Here is an 18,022-nt window from a genome sequence, read left to right as displayed (position 1 = left end):
ATATTGACCATCGTTAGATTTTGTATAATACTGGAAGATGTACAATTATAATTGCCGGACCTACAGCGTGAAAGGTGGTCATGACTTGGAACCTGCATCAACGATCCTAACAGAGCTCGAAGATTACATGAAAAGAGAAGCTTTGACGATTTCAAAATTTGCCGCCCGCTCGGGAATGAATTCCGGTACACTCAGCAATGTGATCCAGGGACATCGTCCGATTGCAATGCAGCAGCTTGACCGAATCACCATAGCCATGGATCTGCCTGAAGGCTATTTTTATGAGCTGTATGTCGATAATTACATTATTAACGGCGCTCCGGACTGGCGGCGGATCGGACCTCTCCTCCAGCGGTGCGCAGAACTGAATAAACTCGACTGCATCCACCGTGTAGTCCAGCACATTATGGACAAGCTGATATACTCCCCCATGCTGTTTGATACGGCCGAAGAGCTGTTCAATCAGGGCAGCCGTGCCGCCGCTGCACTGATATACGAAAGTGTCGCAGAAGGTGAACGTTTCCAGCATTCCGAACGACTCGCCCTCTGCCGTTATAGACTGTTTACAATCGGGCTCAGTGAGAGCCAGGATGCGAACCTGCATGCCGCCAATCAATTCGAACCCTATGTAGAGCGCCTGGACGAAGCCGATCAGCTCGATGCGCTTAAGCATCTGGCCGATGTATTTGCTTCCATGCACCGCTGGGAGAAGGTTGATGAGCTAGCCGAGCTTTTAGGCCAAAAAGCCAGCCTGCAGTATAAGCAAACCACAAAAAAAGAAAGCACCCAGAAGCAGCCAACACGACCGCTTATTTACTATATATTGTATGCACATTTATTGCGGTCATTGGTTTCCGATGAACTCGGCAATTATGATAACGCTCTGTATCATGCTTCCTTATACTCCGATATGAGCTGGGTAAATACTCCATACAGCCAAGAAGAACAGCGGGTTATGGAGCAGTTTCAGGAATGGGCAACGGCCAATATGTATTTGTACCGCTTAATGGCCGGTCAAGTCGAGGTGCTGCCTGAATATATACATTATGTTGAAACCAAGGAAGACGAGATTTTCCCGGCCTTATTCAAAATTATGCAGGCTGCTAACCGTTACGGGTTTAATGTTGATGACATTCTTGAGCGCTTTAAGGACCATTTGTCCTACAGAGAACAGCACAGCCGCTTAGGTAAATTCAATCAGCAATTAACGGGTGACCGATATACCCGGTTTCTGACCGAGTTAGCGATTTACCATCTTAGCCGAAATAAATTCGAATTTGGCTTCCATTACTTACTAGAGAGTTTGGAATCATCTGTTACTATAAGAAATGACACCAACATTGTTAAATGTGTGGGGTTATTCGAGAAACACCGGGTATCTGCATCCCCGGAAGTAATTCAGAGGTACACAAATTCCATTAGCGAGGTGCAAAAGATCAATGAAGAGAAAGATGGCATTATTACTGTCAGTAGCTAGTATTGTGCTTCTCCTTGCCGTACCTGCGTATGCCAGCAGCAGCGATTCAATTCAAGCTAATGTGTTTCAGCCTATGACCCATGGTGCCGGGGGTTAAGAGTTTTCCGCAGTCTTTTAGCAACTACAGGTAGGATTATAATAAAATAGAACCAAAGAAGAAGCTGCGCCAATGGCACAGCTTCTTCTTTGGTTTCCGCACATTTTTCACCATTCTGCTTTTTGACAGCATGTACTAACATACTCTTAAGGAGGGGGTTTTATGCAGAATAATCTTGATTTATTATTGCTTCAAGTGGAAAAAGCCCGGACGAAGCTTTATCAGACAGAGAAAATATACGGGTACTTTACTCATCCCAAGGTCATTGAGCAGTCTGTGATTCTGGATGAGCTCTTAAACCAGTACTCCTATGATAAGCCTGCACAATAGCATTGCTTCGCTCACCTTATCCTTACAATTGTATGTCTCTCACCACATTGCCTTCAAAGTCCTTAATGGTGTATTTCCCGTCAACCATAATCCCGTAAGAATGCGGATTGTTCTCTTTGGGCAAAGAGATCGAACCCGGATTAAGTACATAAATACCTTCCTTTACGTCTGCTACCGGAAGATGGGTATGCCCCTGGATAAAGACATCACCCGGAACGAGCGGAGGCAATTGATCGATGCTGAAGCCATGACCGTGGGTGGCGTAAATTTTTCTGCCTTCATGAAGGATCAGCACATAATCGCCCATCATCGGAAACTGCAGCAGCATCTGATCCACCTCAGCATCGCAATTACCGCGCACAGCCACAAGCGATTTGCCGTAGGCATTCAGCCGGGCAGCAACGCCTTGCGGGTCGTACCCCTCCGGCAGCGGATTCCTCGGTCCGTGATACAAAAAATCCCCCAAGATCACAAGGGTATGCGGCTGTTCCTGCTCAGCTTTTTCTAAAGCCCGTTCCAGCCAAAACAGTGAGCCATGAATATCGGAGATAAACATTAGTTTCATCAGGTGATCTTCCCTTCCCTTATTCGCTTTCCTATTAATCTTACTTCCTCTTGTACCCGGAGCGCAAAACAGGACGCCGTTGGCGTCCTGTCGTGTCGCATACTTTCGTATTCACGGATTAATCAAGGCAGATTGGAGGAGCCCATCAAATAGCGGTCCACTTCCCGCGCGGTCTGACGTCCTTCATCAATCGCCCAGACTACAAGACTCTGTCCACGGCGCATGTCTCCGGCCGCAAATACGCCCTCGATATTGGTAGTTTGCGTACCGAACTCCGCTTTGGCATTGGAACGCTCATCACGCTCCACTCCAAGCTGATCCAGCACTGTATCTTCAGGTCCCGTGAAGCCAAGGGCCAGCAGCACGAGCTGCGTCTTAATTACTTCTTCGCTGCCCGGCACTTCCACTGGAATCATCCGCCCCTGCTCATTACGGGTCCACTCTATCCGTACGGTATGCAGTTCCTGGACATGTCCGCCATCATCTCCGACAAAACGTTTCGAAGAAACGAGATAGCGGCGCGGATCTTCCTGGTACAAGGAAGCTGCTTCCTGCTGCCCGTAATCCACCTTCAGTACCTTTGGCCATTCCGGCCAAGGGTTGTTGGCCTGACGGGTCAGTGGAGACTGCGGCATAATTTCAAGCTGAATTACACTGCGGCAGCCATGGCGGATGGAAGTCGCCACGCAGTCGGTACCAGTGTCGCCGCCGCCGATAACTACTACATCTTTGCCTGCAGCAGAGAGATATTCTCCGTCTGCCAGACCGGAATCAAGCAGGCTCTTCGTGTTCAGCGTCAAAAACTCCATCGCCTGGTGTATCCCGCGAAGATCACGTCCCTCAATCGGCAGGTCACGCGCCTGCGTCGAGCCGCCGCATAGCACAACGGCATCATGGTCTTCCTGGAGCTGTGAAGCCGTAATATCTTTGCCGATTTCGGTCCGCGTCACAAAGGTAATCCCTTCGGCAGCCAGAAGATCCACCCGCCGCTGAACGGTTTGCTTATCCAGCTTCATATTGGGAATCCCGTACGTCAGCAGTCCACCGATCCGGTCTGCCCGTTCATAGACAGTTACGGTGTGTCCAGCCTTGTTGAGCTGTGCCGCACAGGCGAGTCCTGCAGGGCCGGAGCCGACTACGGCTACCTTCTTGCCTGTACGGACCAAAGGAGGCTCAGGAACGATCCAGCCCTCAGCAAAACCTCTATCTACAATCGACCGCTCAATGGATTTGATGGTTACCGGCTTGCCGTTAAGTCCTACGGTGCAAGCCCCTTCGCAAGGCGAGGGACAGACACGTCCTGTAAACTCCGGAAAGTTATTGGTCTTATGCAGGCGCTTCAATGCTACCTGCCAGTTGCCGCGGTATACTAAGTCATTCCACTCGGGAATCAGATTATGCAGCGGACAGCCGGATGCCATCCCGGAGAGCAGACGCCCCACATGACAGAATGGTGTTCCACAGTCCATACAGCGCGCCCCTTGCTCCTTCAGCTTCTCTTCATCCATTGGTATTAAAAATTCATCCCAGTTCTTAATGCGTTCTAAAGGCTCGCACTCCGCAGGAGCCTGCCGCTGATACTCTAAAAATCCGGTTGTTTTACCCATTCCTGTCATCCTCCGAGTTTCTCTGATTGGCCGTTACTCTCCGTCACCGACTAATTATTTGTCACTGTAAAGCAGCAAAGCAAGAAGTTGTGATGTGACGGATTTCCGCCCCTTCACAGTCCCTGTTAGGATCTTTCTTAGATTGAAATGCCTTAATATTATCATTTATCCACTATCGCCTAAATGAGCAATGTCACTTTTTTAGATAAAATTCCGGGGAATGGGCAAAGCGGTCTGGAGATGCCTTATTGGGCTTTTAACGCATTATAAGCAGCGCTGAATACTGCCAGCAGCAGAGCGGTAACCGGGAACACTACCCAGTTAATGTCCCACCGTTCAAATACAAAGCCGCTGATCAGAAAAATACATACGGCCAGCGGCCAGATGATGGCTGCAATGGACCCCTTGATACGGTTTTCTTCTTTCTTTTCCGGGATGTCAGTATACTCTTCTTCCTTGAGCAGGAACTTGAAGCTGTCCTTGATACTTCCGTAGTAAATGAACAGAAAGACTGCGAGTGCAACCAGTGCCAGCAGAAGGACCACACCATAAGCGGTAGCATCGTCATTAATCATCGACCAGGTAATGACCGGAACCGGGCTCAGCACACACAGGCATACCCCCATAGTCAGAGAAAGGGTATACGTGGGAGTGAATGCTCTGCTGCGCTGCTCAATTTCGGTGCGTAAAAAATGCGGCAGGGTAAAGCCCTTTTGCAAATATTTATATTTCTCCGCCACCGTACCACTGTAAATAAATAGTCCGACGGCTGGAGCCACCAGTACAAGCAGAATGATCACACCAAGGATTCCGGCAGTATCCCCGGAAATAACCCCTTGCAGAAAACCATATTCCGCAAGAGTACTAAGCAGAATCAGTAAAGCTGGGCCGACGATGCACAGCATCACGCCAAGTCCCACCATGAAGCCGGCTCTCTTCTTGGCAGCCATATAGCTCCAGGTATCTTCCGGAGCTAGCTGCGGAAGCGGTGAATCTGCTCCCTCCACAGCGATCCCAAGCTCATCAATCAGTTCATCAATGTTGCCGAACTCGGAAATGACAATGCCTACTGCCTCATTCTCCGATTTCCCGTCCTGCTTCAGTTCGTAGTACTTGTCTTCCATGCTCGACAGCAGATCCTGCTTCAACTTGTAGGTCTGCTCAGTTCTGGGCAAAGAGGCGAACATATTGTTCAAATATCCGGTAATGGTATCCATCTTGTTACAGCTCCTTTATAAATTTATTGACGACCTCCTGCGTGACCTTCCATTCCTCGCATTTCTCACGGTAATAGGCCAGACCCAGCGGAGTAATCCGGTAATAGGTGCGCCTCTTGCCAAACGTCTCATCCATAAAAAAAGAATCAATATATCCGTTCTTCTCCAGCCGGGTGAATGCCGAATATAGTGTGGTCTCCTTCATAATGTATTTCTCGTCCGACAGCTTCCTGATGTTCTTGGATATTTCATATCCGTAGGATTCGCCATCGAGGAGCATGTAAAGGATAAGCGTATCGTTGTATCCCCGAATGACATCACTGCTGATCAAAATTTACCCTCCTAAAAGTTTTGTAGCATAGGCTTCATTGGATTACTTCGCAAAACTTACTTCGTAAGCGTACACTTAAAGTTTTGTAGCATAGGCTTCATTGGGTAACTCCGCAAAACTTACTTCGTAAGCGTACACGCGGTCATTTATTACTTCATCTGTCGTAGTAACTGAAGTGTAGCACATCTACTACGACAGGTGAAGTACTCTTTACATATATTCCCGATAAAATGCAAAAAAAAAAACGGATACCTCCCCTTTCAGGGGCAGTATCCGTTTCTTATCCGGCAAAGCACATAGCAAGGCTGCCTAAGGCTGCACAGCCAGCACAACCATTCCAAGTCCCCGGACTGCCAGCTTACCTCCGGCAACACTCGTGACCAGCTCATCCCCGAACAGGATGCTCCATTCCCCAAGGGAAGGCAGGCTCAGCGAAGCTCCGTCCGGATTCGCATTATAGAGCACATACAAGTGCTTAGCAGAGTCTCCTCCGGCATGATCACGCAACGTGTAGGCGACCGTACCGGCCGGCGACCGCTCAAAAATGAGCCGGGTGCGAATCTCTTCCGCAGTGCGTAGACGGAAGGCCGGATGCGCCTTGCGCAAAGCGATTAGCCGTCTCATATAAGCGACATCACTAGTATGCGCAGCGCAGCGTTCCCAATCCATGCGGTTGATCTCAACGGGCGACTTATAGCTGTTCTCAACCCCATCCTTAGTACGCATGAACTCCTGTCCGGCGTGAACAAACGGAATCCCCTGGCTCGTCAGCACCATGGCCGAGGCCAGGCGGTGCATCGCTTCACGGCGGGAATCGCTTACCCCCTCCGAGGACAGCACGATTTTATCCCACAGCGTATGGTTATCATGGCATTCCACGAAGTTCACACACTGCTGCGGCTCATCAGCAAACTGTCCTGTAGCTTGACCGTACACTACTCCGCCGGTAATCCCTGTCTTCACGGCCTGTTCAAGGCCACCCTTGCCGCCGATAAAACCCGGCTCCTCATACCGGAAGATGTTACCCTTCACTGCATCACGGAAGCCGTCGTTAAAATGACCGATGCCCGGCAGCACATCCGCGTTACTCTGGCTGGCCAGCCGCGAAGGAGCAAGCTCCGTATCCATAATCCAGCCCTCGCCGATCGTTAGGATCGAAGGATCGATCTCATCCAATCTGCGGCGGACTTCCTGCATTGTCTCAATATCAATCAGTCCCATCAGATCAAAGCGGAAGCCGTCAATATGATACTCTCTGGCCCAGTAGAGGACGGATTCTACAATAAAACGGGACATCATCAGCCGTTCACTGGCGACATCATTGCCGCAGCCCGACCCGTTAGACAGACTGCCATCCGGCTTATAGCGCAAATAGTAGCCGGGAACCAGCTTGGTGAAATTGACGCGGAACCCGTCATATACATGATTGTAGACCACATCCATAATCACCCGCAGACCGCGGTCATGCAGCGCCTGGATCATAGTCTTCGATTCACGGATGCGTACGGCCGGCACATAAGGATCGGTGGCATAAGAGCCTTCCGGCGCATTGTAATTCTTCGGATCATATCCCCAGTTATAATGGGGCTGACTGAGCCTGGTCTCATCCACGCTTTCTGTAGCATAGTCGTAGATAGGCAGCAGCTGCACATGCGTTACCCCGAGGCCGGCAATATGATCAAGGCCGGTAAGAATTCCGCCCGGACCGCGGGTGCCCTCTTCCGCCAGACCAAGATATTGTCCCTTATGGGTAATGCCGCTCGCCGGATGGACCGATAAGTCACGCAAATGCAGCTCGTAGATTACGGCATCGACCGGATCGGCCAGAGGCGGCTTCCCGTCAGTCCAACGCTCAGGGTCAGTCTTGCGTAAATCGAGAATTGCGCCTCGGTCTCCGTTGACTCCGACAGCCCGGGCGTATGGATCTGCCGCTTCATTCCACTGCTCCCCGACACGCACCCGGTATGTATAGAACTTCCCATCCAAGTCTCCGGCAACCCTCAGCCTCCAGACCCCCCGCACATCCCGGGTCATTGGCAAATGTTCTCCTTCAGCTTCCTGCCATGACTCATAGAGCACAACCTCAGCCTCAAATGCAGTGGGTGCCCATAGGCAAAAGGCGGATTGAGCAGGAGTATAACTTAGGCCTAGATCATCGCCATCATAACTGAATAGATCATCAAAATCCTGATCGAACACGGAGATTCCGTCCGTGGCCGCCGGATCACCATAATAAATAGGTTCTTTCATTTCTTTTTGTACGGACAAGGCAACCTGTCTCCTTTACCCTTTAATAACTGGAATTATAGCCCCATTATCCATTTTGCGCAAACGTTTGTACAAAGTTTTTGCCCGCTCCTCCCTGTACAGGTTAAAGGAGCGGTTCCCGCTTACGCCCGGGTTATGTCCAGTGCTACCATTGTGATGATATTCTGATTGGGAAGATAAGGGATGCGCCGTTCCTGCCCCGGGCGGTAGCTGCCGTCCTTAAGGCGGAGTCCATTATCGTGAACAAGTAGCACCGGTCCTTTTCCGCCAGCAGGCTTTTCATAACCGATTCCCAGAACCCAGTGATAATTGTAGGCAAAATCCCCATGCCAGCGGAAGCTGAACCATTTGTCAAACTTGAGTGCTACCGGCCTGGCTGCATCAATCTCCGCTGTATACCGCTCCATATCATTAAAGACGGTTACAGTGTGCTGCCATCCGTTATGGCCATCCTTCCCGGCAGCAGACCTGAGATAGGCATGGATGCCCCGGGTGAAGCTGCGCACACTCATGCCCCAAGGCCTTCCGCCGTGACGGCTGTATATGTTATTTATATGTGCTGCTTTGGTGTCAAAATGCCTCATTCCAGGAATAAAGGCTGCTCCCTGCCGCGTGTGCCAATATTCCATTAACGCTGCCATAGTGGCAGGCCCGCAGGCCGAGCCGGGTGAACGAACGCCCGGCTCCCACTGTGTATAGGGTTCTGCGGGAATCCGGCGGCTTAGCAGTGACTGTGTCATAGGGATATCTTCTCCTGCCGCTCCCGCAGTATACGTTCAATATCGGAAGCGAGAAAAGGCTTGCTGATGAAATCCTCCATGCCTACAGCCAGGCATCTCTCCCGGTCCTCAGGTCTGGCGTAGGCAGTCACAGCTACCATATAGGGACGGCTGCCGGTTACAGGCAGCTTACTAATCCGGGCCGCTGCACTTAGCCCGCTCATCACCGGCATCTGCACATCCATAAAGATAAGATCATAGTCCTGCTGCTGCACCGCTTGGAGCGCCTGTTGTCCATTTTCTACGAGGTCGGCGTTATAGCCTCTTTTCTGCAGCATGGTCAGGAGCAGCTTTTGGTTGATTGGATGGTCTTCGGCAACCAGTATCCGCAGCGGACCGTATTTGGGTTCTGCATGCGGCAGAGCCCCGGCATTCCGAAGCGTTTCCTCCGCCGGCCTTACCATTTCCTCAGCATGTTCATCAGGGTCACTGTCAATATCAATAGGCAGGGTGAAATAGAAATTGGAGCCCTCCCCTTCCCTGCTGTCCACGGTAATTGCCCCGCCCATCAGCTCAACCAGCCGCTTGCAGATCGAAAGTCCAAGTCCGGTACCTCCGTATTTGCGGTTGATTGCCGGATGCAGCTGGGAAAAGGACTGAAACAACTGGGATTGCTTCTCGGGCGGAATGCCGATCCCTGTATCCTGTACACTGAATTTCAGCGTTAATTTGCGCCGTTTAGGGCAGAATTGCGTCTCTACAGCAATATCAACATGCCCCGTCTCGGTAAATTTAACAGCATTGCTGACCAGGTTAACCACGACCTGGCGAAGCCGGGCTGCATCGCCCATAATCAGCTCCGGTACATCCGGGGCTATCCGGCAGCTCAGCCCGATGTTTTTTTCCCGGGCTTTGGGCAGGAACAGCTCGGTGACACTTTCCATGACTCCCTCCAGGCTAAGCGGCTCATGCACCAGCGTCATTTTTCCTGCTTCAATTTTGCTGAAATCCAGAATTTCATTAAGAATATACAGCAGGGAAGCACTGCTCTCACTGATAATATTGGTGTATCCGCGCTGCTCCTCATCAAGCTCTGTCTCTGCGAGCAGGTCCGTCATGCCCATAATGCCATTCATCGGGGTCCGCAGCTCATGGCTCATGATGGCCAGAAACTCCGATTTAGCCTGATCCGCCTTCTCTGCCGATTCTTTGGCGCGGATAATCTCCTTCTCATTGGTGTTGTCCCGGAAGACGACAACCGCACCGATACGTTCTCCTTTATCAAACAGGGGGGTCACCTGGTATTCAGCCAAAAAGCTTGATCCGTCTTTCCGCCACAACACCGCATCCTTGCTTGAAAGGGACTCCCCGGCCTGGACAGCCCGCATCAGCGGAGAATCCTCAGGCCGGGAATAGCTGCCGTCCCGTGCCGTCTGCTGAATATGGCCAAGATAAGACCGTCCCATAATCTCGCCATGGGCAAAGCCAAGCATATCTGCACCGGCAGGGTTGATAAAGGTTATCCTGCCTTCCGTATCAAGGCCGAATATGCCCTCGGAGACCGCATTGAGGATCAGGGTGTAATCATTGCTCAACTTCTCAATCTGCTCGGTATACCGGATGCGCTCGGTAATGTCGCGGGAAATCCCGTAGACACCGACAACCTCGTCATCGACTACAATCGGAATATTGACCGTATTGATCTCCACCAGATGCCCGTCTTTATGAATCAGCGTGAGTTCATAGCTTTGCGGGACTCCCTTGCAGGCCATAGAAAAGTGATAATTTGTCTTCTCAATGTCCTTTTCATGCACGAGAGGCCCGTAGTAATTACCGATCAGCTCTTCCATGGAGTAGCCGGATAATTTCTCCAAAATAGCGTTCGCAGTTAAATAATCACCTTGCAGGTTCATCGAATATACCGCAGAAGGATTGTACTCAAATAGCGATTTGTAACGCTGCTCATTCTCCTGCAGCCTCGACTCGAATTGCTTGCGCTCTGTAATATCTCTGGCGACAGCAATAATCTCTACCACCTGTCCCTGCTCATCAAAAATGTAACGGCTGTTCGTCTCGAACCAAATATAGCTGCCGTTTTTGTGGCGGTACCGGTAGGATATCGGCGGAATGAATCCGGCTGCCTTGTTCTGCATCATCTTCTCCTGTATCAGGGGCAGGTCGTCGGGATGCAGATAGTCATAGGCGCTGGTACCGACCATCTCCTCAGGCTCGTAACCAAGTAAAGTACGGCTGGCCGGGGAGCAATACAAAAAGACGATGTCGTCGACTGTATGGCGCGAAATCAGATCTAGTGAGTTTTCGGACATCAGCCGGAAATTGCGCTCGCTCTCCCTGAGCTGCTGCTCCATCTGCTGCCGCTCGGTAATATCCTGCATCATGCCGATCAGCTTGATGGGCTGTCCTTCCGGGCTGTAGATCACATCCGACTGAATATTTACCGCCAGCAGGGTATTGTCAGGGAGGACCAGCCGGTAGGTAGCTTCGCTGGATTCTCCATGATTCAGTGCCAGCTCTACATTCTCATACAAATAGCTCAGGTCCTCCGGATGGACCAGCTTTGCGAACGTCTGGTAATCCACATCGTTTGGACCTACACTATAATGCAGAATACGCCGCAGCTCCTCCGAGAAGGTCAGCTTGCTTTTGACTAAATCCCAGGTCCAGGAGCCGATTCTGGCAACCCGCTGTGCTTCGGCGAGCGCTTCTTCATTCTGTTTGCGGCGGGTCACATTCCGGCCAATGCCCATAATTCTCGTGATTTCATTCTGCTCATTCCGGATAGCATGAAAAGAGGTTTCGAACCAGATATAATGCCCTTCCTTGTGGCGGAGACGGCGGGTATACGTATCATTCTGCAGAAGTCCCTCGAACGACTTATCCAGACCTGCGACATCATCCGGATGATAGAATTCCAGGCGGTTCCTGCCGATCAGCTCCTCTGGCTCATAGCCGAGCAGCTTCTTCACAGAAGGTGAAATAAAGCTCATGATGCCGTCCGGCTGGGTAAAGGAAATAATGTTTTGATCATCTTTTATAAATAAATCATATAAATCGCGGCTGTCTACGGTCAGCTGATCAGCGATTTTCCTGTCGGTAATATCCAGGGCATAAACTATAATATGCGGGGAAGCCTGTCCTTCTTCTGGACGGACAAGCGTAAGAGACAGCCATATAGGGCGTCCGGCACGGTTGTGGAATCTCAATTCTTTTACTACAGTAGCACCCGGCGGGAAAGATTGCCCATCAATGCTCCCTGCCAGAGACAATCCTTCCAGTTCCGCCTGCGATGCATGATTACCGCTGCACAAAGCTCCTTCAAGAAAATCAGACTCGCTGCAGCCCAGAATATTGCAAAGTGCGGAGTTAACCTTAATCCACTTGTCCGTCTCTATGGCCCATACAGCCATTCCTACTGGAGACATCATGAATGCTTGATCCAGAATACTGCCGTTCTCTGCCAAGTAATTCATTTTATAGGGGCCCCCTTCATCATGAGCCAGCTCTGTGCAGACTCTCAGTTGTACTTCTACCAGTATACGATAAGAGGAAGTCGGAAGAAATGTACAGCGCAACTTCGGAACATAAATTAAGAATTTTAAATGTTGACGGCTCTCTGCGGTTCATTTAGAGTGTTGGTTAATATCACATATTTAACCAATTACGATGGAAGCACCCGTAATAAAGGCTTATTTGCCTTTACTTACGGGTGCTTTTTGCCGTTTGCGGACAATAGTGACGACAGGAGGAGAACCCAAGTTGAACAAGCTTATGAAGACAGTCCCTGCAGCACTTATGCTTATGGTGTCCTTATTCACCTCAGCTGGTGGCGCAAGTGCAGCTGCTGCTGTGCTGACACCCTCGATTCAGGCCGCTTTTGAGCTGACTGCCGCCGCCGCTGAATCCACAGCCAGAGTCAGGCTGAAAAGCCAGTACAGTGAACTCTCTGCCCAAACTGCACAGTATGAGAGCCGTGAAGAACAAATCCGTATCCTGCATGAGAGTAACGCACAGGCACTGCTTGTGGTCCGGAACCAGATTAAAGAGATCGATCAGGCTGCTGTGGCCAAGCTTACCTCTGCGGTCAGCAGCGTCAAGCAGCATTATCAGCCTCTCTTTGATCAATATAGTGCGCTTAATACCCGGATCACCCTGTTGAAAGGACTTAAGGACAAGACGCTGAATTCCGTGCTGCGTACCCAGGCGGAGGCCATGAAAATAGCCGTCCAAATCGCCCGCCAGGAGATCCGGGACAAAGAAGCCCTGCTAAAGGCTGCCAAAGAGGAACGCTCCCGGAAGATTACTGCAGCACGCAAAACCTTAGCCGGCATCGACAGCCCCCAGACCACCATCAAGTCCCAGAAAAACGTGGCGGCCGCACTGAACCAGCGGATAACTGCAGACTTCAGCGACTTTAAATCCGCCGTCCGCAAACAGAATCCGGTTCTTGCCGGACAATCCCTGACCTCACTCCTTTCCGGATACAAGCAGATTGCCGCCAGTAAACAGAAAATCATCGAGCTGGAACAAAAGGTTGCTGCAGTGATTGCAGCGACCGCGAGGCAAATCGCTCCCTGATATAACCCCGGGTGTCTTCCGCCTGTCAGTCCGCATATGTTAGGTAGAGAGAACATCCGTTAATGGGCCTTGAGGAGGCTGGAGCTATGCAAATCTGTATTATTGCCCCGGAGCAGTTCCCGGTACCGGGGGACGGGTCTGTGGAGATCTGCATTTGGGCTATTGCCAAACAGTTATCCCAGAGACATAAAGTGACGATTCTAAGCCGCAGAACAGCCTTCCTGCCCGATTCAGCAGAACTGGAGCAGGTGCGGATCATCCGGCTGGCTTCAGGAACTCCCTCCCGTTACCAGGCTTCCGTGCTTCACTTTCTGGAAGGGGAATCCTTCGATGTGATCCAGGTCGACAATCGTCCGCTGCTTATGGCCGCCGTAAAGCAGCGGCATCCAGAGACCCCGGTACTGCTGTATCTACACTCCTTAACCTTTGTACCGGCAGAAGCGAGAATTGCCCGCAGCCTTGCACACGCCAATACCATTGCTGTCAACAGCAGGTCTTTGCAGAAGCGGCTTTCCAGGCGTTTTCCGGGGCTTTCCAGAAAGCTTAGTGTCGTTCCGCTGGGAGCAGACTTATCCCGCTTCACCCCTGTTGAATTGCCGGAGCGTCTGCTTCTGCGCAGAACGTACCGGCTTCCACCGAAGTTTACTGTATTGTTCGTGGGCAGGGTCATTCCGCGCAAAGGAGTGCCTGTGCTGATCCGGGCCATGCGGCATCTTAACAAATACCTGCCCGCCCATCTGATCATCGCAGGCCCGGGCAAACCGTTATATATCCGTAAGCTTAGGAGCCTGGCCGGCCGGCTCGGCGTATCCGTAACCTTCCTTGGCACTATCGCCCACGAACATATACACGGCTTGTATCAGGCTGCTGACTGTTTCGTCTGCCCCTCCCAGCGGCATGAATCCTTCGGATTAGTGAATGTGGAGGCTATGGCTTCAGGCCTGCCGGTCATCGCTTCGAACAATGGCGGGATCCGGGAGATCATCACTTCAGGCCATAACGGCTATCTGGTGGACCGGTACCAGGAAGCATTGCCTTTTGCAAGGCTTATGCTCAAGGTAGGCCGGAATCCCCTACTAGCTGCAAAGATCGGAATGCAGGGCCGCAGCGATGCGCTGCGGACTTTCGAATGGCAGCATACCGCAGCGCATTTAGAGGAGCTGTACCGCCTGCTGCTTAAGCCGTAGCTGAGGAGTCTGCCTGACAGGCGCTCCTCTTCCCTTGCGACAATGTGTAACAAAGGAATTGTGATCATCTTCGCAGGATATAGGCAGCTGCAGCTATTATACTCATATTGTAAGCGTTGCCAATAACAAACTGTGTTAGTTTATACCGCTATCAAGATGCTGGCAACCCCCTACAACAACTATTCGCTGTAGAAAGGGTGCATCGTTATGTTAATGATCAAAGCCATTGTTAGACCCGAGAAGGCGGATGAGGTCATGGCTGAATTAATGCTGGCCGGCTTCCCCTCCATCAGTAAAATGGATTTGCTGGGCCGTGGTAAACAAAAAGGAATTCAAGTAGGCACCAACTACTACAATCAAATTTCCAAAAAGCTGCTGATGATCGTCATCAATGATGATGAGAAGGACGATGTCATCAGCATTATTATGAGAACGGCAAGAACCGGCGAACAAGGCTCCTTCGGTGACGGCAAGATCTTTGTACTGCCAGTGCTGGAGACCTTCACGATCAGCAACGGTAAAAATCAACTGTAGCCGCTTAACTTCCTAAGTCATAACTCCATATTAAAGAGGCAGCAAAGCGTCGCCTGGACGGGAATACCGCTCCAAGAAACGTTCTGCTGCCTCTTCTTGTAATATTATCTTCAAATCATCTGGATGACTGTCAGCACCAGACCCACGACAAAGCCGCATACGGCGCCGTTGACCCGGATCCACTGCAAATCCTTGCCCACTTTATCCTCCAGCATGTTAACGAGGCTAGCATCGTCCATTTGATCCAGGTTTTCTTTGACCAATACACCAAGCCGGAAATGATTAGCCTCTACGATATTAATCAATGAAGCCCGAATCCGTTCTTCCCAGCCCTGAATCCACTCTGTCTCCCCGCTGATGCGGCGGACCAGCATGGCATACAGCGCGAACAGCCTGCGCCCGCCGGAACTGCGGTCCTCCTCCAGCATCGCAGCCGCCTTGCCCCGGAAAACCTCCAGCTGCTGGTGCAGAAATGCAGCAGCTTCTTCGCCCTGCAGCTCTTTTTGCGCCCAGTCTTTCAGCGCAGCGATCTTCGCTTCGTCATTCACAAGCTGGAATATAGCGACGCGGATTTCGCGGATCATTTCCTCCCGGTACGGACTGTCTGCTTCGCGGAAATCGCGGATTCCGGACTGCAGCATACCCTGCAGCATTTCTCCCAGCATGTCGGCATCCATAAATCCTACAAAGGCCTGAAAGGCCATCCCCTTCAGCCCGCCAAGCTTTACTTCGGCCAGCTTCTCACTGGCGATCTTACCCAGCATGGCACGCGTCTGCGGACGCCCGCTCCAGCCGGAAATTCCCTCCAGCGCATAATCAAGGGCGGCGGTATCCTTGCCGTCATTCATCAGCCTGGTCGCGATCCGGTCAGCAGCAACGCCAAGCTCAGCATCCCGGAGATAGTCCGCGAGAGCCGTTTGAAGATACGGCACCGCTTGTTCCACCGGAAGACGCTGCACGAGCGCGCTAAGCTGTCCGAGAATTTCGGTTCTTGCTTTTTTTCGTGACATAAATTTCGTCAGCAGCCCGCTGCCCAGAGAAACAATGCGAACCTTGCGCAGCTTGTTCTCAATGCTTGCCTTGTTCAGCAGTTCATTCTCCATGGCGGAGATCAGCGACTGCACGATTTTGTCCCGGTTCTTGAGCAGCAGCGAGGTATGCGGAATCCGCAGGCCCAGCGGGTGCCGGAACAGCGCGGTAACCGCGAACCAGTCAGCAATCCCGCCGACAAGGCCGGCCTCAAAGCCGCCTCTTAGCAGCTCGGTCCCTATATTTTCCGGTAAAAACAGCGTAATCAGAAAACCGCAGGCCATCACGGCAAGCGATATCGTAGCTAAATTTCTGGATTTCATTTTTTATCCCCCTTACCTAAAAACAATTCACAATGGGCAATGTAAGCTGAAAGTGCTCAGGATGCCTGCTTGTTGGTCTACCTCTCATTGTAACACGACCGGAGTCCTTTCTGAAAATCCTCCACTTACTTGAAAATGGATTTTTTATTTACACAGAATTAGTGATAAAATACAAAGAATCATTTCACTCTCCACGATGGGGATAACTTTTGAACGGAAAAGGAGAACACTGCTATGCTGATTGCACTTGATATGGACGGGACACTACTAAATGAAGATGGAAGGATTAGCGCGGAGAACCGCGAGGCTATCCTCCATGCACAAAGTCTGGGGCATATCGTGGCGATTGCCACCGGACGCTCTTACATGGATGCGGAGCGGCAGCTGCGGCTGGCCAATCTGGAATGCCCTGTGGTCTGTCTGAACGGAGCACTGCTGATGCTGCCTGACGGCTCCCTTGCGGCCAGCCGGCCGCTCGACAAAGAGGATATTATCCCTGTGCTGCGCTGGATGAACGAGATTCCTGAGCTTTATTACGAAGTGTATACCAAAGATAATGTATATGTAGAGCTGGACAAGCGTGTCAGACTGGAGAAATTGTCGGAGCTCAAAGACGAAGAAATCCCAGAGGGCTTCGGCTGGCTGTTGAAGGCCATGATTGCCAAGCAGTTTCAGCAGGCTGCCGTTACTTACGTAGAGAGTATGGAGGAAATTTGGAGCAAAGAAGAAGACCCCATTTATAAAGCTCTGGCCTTCTCGCTGAACCCTGAAGTGCTCAAAGAAGCATCTACACGGTTTGCAGCGATTCCCGGGCTCATTATTACCGCTTCTCATGAGAGTAATATTGAGATCAACCACAAGGAGGCCAACAAAGGTAACGGCGTAAGCCTGCTGGCTGCCCACTATGACATTCCTACGGAGCAAGTTGCCGTTATGGGCGACAGCTATAATGATCTCCCGATGTTTGAGACGGCCGGCTATAAAATTGCCATGGGGAATGCCGCTGCCCTGCTCAAGGAAACCGCTGATTTCATCACACTGACTAATGTAGAGCATGGTGTTGCCGCCGGAATCCGCCATCTTTTGGACCGGAAGTAGGAGGCCGCTCATGATGAATATGTATCCGGGCATCGCCCAGCTGTACAACAACCGCCTGCTGCGGACGGAGCTGGAGTGCGAGCTGTTCGAACAGGCGCTTGAAGGGCTGGCAGGTGATACCGAGGATGCTGTGATCCAGCAGATTTTCAAGGTGTTCGATGATGAGACCGAGCACGAGGAAATGATGTTCAGCCTCGTTCATTTCGTGGAGAGCTGCCACATGGAGATGTACCTGACCCAGCTGCTGGAATCGCTGCCTGAGATGCTCGAGCCTGCCCGGGGCTGGGCCATCGTGCTGAATGAGCGGATCTTGAGCGACGATAGGTTCCTGAAGGAATATGCCGCTATAGCCAAAGGCATGCCTCCACGGGTAAAACGGGCACTGGCTTTTCTGCTCGAAGAGATCCGGGAGAACAAACCCCGCGGGTACGAGCGCAAAGTGAACTATATGCTTGGAAAGATAAAGTGACCGTTAAGACTGCCGTTAAAAAGGGGCTACTGCTTAAGGTGCCCTGGATGGGTCCACCCTGCAATTTATCTCATTTCAGCATTTCCCCCTCTGCAGCACCGATCCTCATCGGCGTTCCATCCTCTGGCATAAAAATAACATTTCGCCAAAACAGATACGTGTTATAGTGTAAGTT

15 protein-coding genes are annotated in these 18,022 nt (G+C 51.2%); 7 read left to right on the top strand and 8 right to left on the bottom strand.

The window, feature by feature from the left end:
- The first annotated feature begins 85 nt into the window (after positions 1-85).
- Positions 86-1,477: a helix-turn-helix domain-containing protein gene (locus tag QU597_RS01740; RefSeq protein WP_206102891.1), complete on the top strand. Its 1,392-nt coding sequence runs from the start codon at positions 86-88 to the stop codon at positions 1,475-1,477.
- Between the two features lie 259 nt (positions 1,478-1,736).
- Positions 1,737-1,904: an aspartyl-phosphate phosphatase Spo0E family protein gene (locus QU597_RS01735; RefSeq protein ID WP_310831097.1), complete on the top strand. Its 168-nt coding sequence runs from the start codon at positions 1,737-1,739 to the stop codon at positions 1,902-1,904.
- 22 nt (positions 1,905-1,926) lie between these two features.
- Here the strand turns inward: QU597_RS01735 and yfcE are convergent, their stop codons facing one another.
- The 7 genes from yfcE to QU597_RS01700 form a co-directional block, all read right to left on the bottom strand.
- Complete coding sequence (gene yfcE / locus QU597_RS01730) at positions 1,927-2,469, bottom strand: phosphodiesterase (RefSeq protein WP_310831096.1); 543 nt, start codon at positions 2,467-2,469, stop codon at positions 1,927-1,929.
- Positions 2,470-2,591: 122 nt separating this feature from the next.
- A complete protein-coding gene (locus tag QU597_RS01725; protein ID WP_310831095.1) occupies positions 2,592-4,076 on the bottom strand; it encodes a glutamate synthase subunit beta in 1,485 nt (494 codons plus the stop codon).
- 245 nt (positions 4,077-4,321) lie between these two features.
- Complete coding sequence (locus tag QU597_RS01720; RefSeq protein WP_310831094.1) at positions 4,322-5,293, bottom strand: permease prefix domain 1-containing protein; 972 nt, start codon at positions 5,291-5,293, stop codon at positions 4,322-4,324.
- A 4-nt stretch (positions 5,294-5,297) separates the two neighbouring features.
- Positions 5,298-5,624 (bottom strand): PadR family transcriptional regulator, encoded by a 327-nt coding sequence (locus QU597_RS01715; RefSeq protein ID WP_310831093.1) that lies wholly within the window; start codon positions 5,622-5,624, stop codon positions 5,298-5,300.
- Between the two features lie 309 nt (positions 5,625-5,933).
- Complete coding sequence (gene pulA / locus QU597_RS01710) at positions 5,934-7,892, bottom strand: type I pullulanase (RefSeq protein ID WP_310831092.1); 1,959 nt, start codon at positions 7,890-7,892, stop codon at positions 5,934-5,936.
- A 122-nt stretch (positions 7,893-8,014) separates the two neighbouring features.
- Positions 8,015-8,632 (bottom strand): C39 family peptidase, encoded by a 618-nt coding sequence (locus tag QU597_RS01705; RefSeq protein WP_310831091.1) that lies wholly within the window; start codon positions 8,630-8,632, stop codon positions 8,015-8,017.
- Positions 8,629-12,102, bottom strand: coding sequence for a PAS domain S-box protein (locus QU597_RS01700; protein WP_310831090.1), 3,474 nt, complete (start codon positions 12,100-12,102; stop codon positions 8,629-8,631). Before QU597_RS01700 ends, QU597_RS01705 begins: the two co-directional genes overlap by 4 nt.
- 286 nt (positions 12,103-12,388) lie before the next feature.
- Between QU597_RS01700 and QU597_RS01695 the strand changes: the two genes are divergently transcribed.
- From QU597_RS01695 to QU597_RS01685, 3 genes are all read left to right on the top strand, one after another.
- On the top strand, positions 12,389-13,207 hold the full coding sequence (locus QU597_RS01695) for a hypothetical protein (protein WP_310831089.1): 819 nt from the start codon (positions 12,389-12,391) through the stop codon (positions 13,205-13,207).
- Between the two features lie 86 nt (positions 13,208-13,293).
- Positions 13,294-14,394 carry a glycosyltransferase family 4 protein gene (locus tag QU597_RS01690; RefSeq protein ID WP_310831088.1) on the top strand — a complete coding sequence of 367 codons (1,101 nt, stop codon included), beginning with the start codon at positions 13,294-13,296 and terminating at the stop codon, positions 14,392-14,394.
- Positions 14,395-14,601: 207 nt separating this feature from the next.
- On the top strand, positions 14,602-14,928 hold the full coding sequence (locus QU597_RS01685; protein WP_310831087.1) for a P-II family nitrogen regulator: 327 nt from the start codon (positions 14,602-14,604) through the stop codon (positions 14,926-14,928).
- A gap of 110 nt (positions 14,929-15,038) precedes the next feature.
- On the opposite strand, the gene QU597_RS01680 is transcribed toward QU597_RS01685, so the two are convergent.
- Complete coding sequence (locus tag QU597_RS01680; protein WP_310831086.1) at positions 15,039-16,280, bottom strand: DUF445 domain-containing protein; 1,242 nt, start codon at positions 16,278-16,280, stop codon at positions 15,039-15,041.
- A gap of 234 nt (positions 16,281-16,514) precedes the next feature.
- Here QU597_RS01680 and QU597_RS01675 point away from each other — a divergent pair, with 234 nt between their 5' ends.
- Positions 16,515-17,378: a Cof-type HAD-IIB family hydrolase gene (locus tag QU597_RS01675; RefSeq protein ID WP_310831085.1), complete on the top strand. Its 864-nt coding sequence runs from the start codon at positions 16,515-16,517 to the stop codon at positions 17,376-17,378.
- 10 nt (positions 17,379-17,388) lie between these two features.
- Positions 17,389-17,847, top strand: a complete 459-nt coding sequence (locus QU597_RS01670; protein WP_310831084.1) for an Imm30 family immunity protein — start codon at positions 17,389-17,391, stop codon at positions 17,845-17,847.
- Positions 17,848-18,022: the final 175 nt, after the last annotated feature.

The organism is Paenibacillus pedocola (assembly GCF_031599675.1).
Classification (GTDB): Bacteria; Bacillota; Bacilli; order Paenibacillales; family Paenibacillaceae; genus Paenibacillus_AQ; species Paenibacillus_AQ pedocola.
The sequence above is the reverse complement of the archived record's forward strand: the minus strand, read 5'-3'. Positions and strand labels throughout refer to the sequence as shown.

What these genes read in the sequence shown, in the direction of transcription:
- QU597_RS01735 (WP_310831097.1), top strand. Translation starts at nt 1,737, where the DNA reads ATGCAGAATAATCTTGATTTATTATTGCTTCAAGTGGAAAAAGCCCGG.
- yfcE (WP_310831096.1), bottom strand. Translation starts at nt 2,469, where the DNA reads ATGAAACTAATGTTTATCTCCGATATTCATGGCTCACTGTTTTGGCTG.
- QU597_RS01725 (WP_310831095.1), bottom strand. Translation starts at nt 4,076, where the DNA reads ATGGGTAAAACAACCGGATTTTTAGAGTATCAGCGGCAGGCTCCTGCG.
- QU597_RS01720 (WP_310831094.1), bottom strand. Translation starts at nt 5,293, where the DNA reads ATGGATACCATTACCGGATATTTGAACAATATGTTCGCCTCTTTGCCC.
- QU597_RS01705 (WP_310831091.1), bottom strand. Translation starts at nt 8,632, where the DNA reads ATGACACAGTCACTGCTAAGCCGCCGGATTCCCGCAGAACCCTATACA.
- QU597_RS01700 (WP_310831090.1), bottom strand. Translation starts at nt 12,102, where the DNA reads ATGAATTACTTGGCAGAGAACGGCAGTATTCTGGATCAAGCATTCATG.
- QU597_RS01690 (WP_310831088.1), top strand. Translation starts at nt 13,294, where the DNA reads ATGCAAATCTGTATTATTGCCCCGGAGCAGTTCCCGGTACCGGGGGAC.
- QU597_RS01685 (WP_310831087.1), top strand. Translation starts at nt 14,602, where the DNA reads ATGTTAATGATCAAAGCCATTGTTAGACCCGAGAAGGCGGATGAGGTC.
- QU597_RS01680 (WP_310831086.1), bottom strand. Translation starts at nt 16,280, where the DNA reads ATGAAATCCAGAAATTTAGCTACGATATCGCTTGCCGTGATGGCCTGC.
- QU597_RS01675 (WP_310831085.1), top strand. Translation starts at nt 16,515, where the DNA reads ATGCTGATTGCACTTGATATGGACGGGACACTACTAAATGAAGATGGA.
- QU597_RS01670 (WP_310831084.1), top strand. Translation starts at nt 17,389, where the DNA reads ATGATGAATATGTATCCGGGCATCGCCCAGCTGTACAACAACCGCCTG.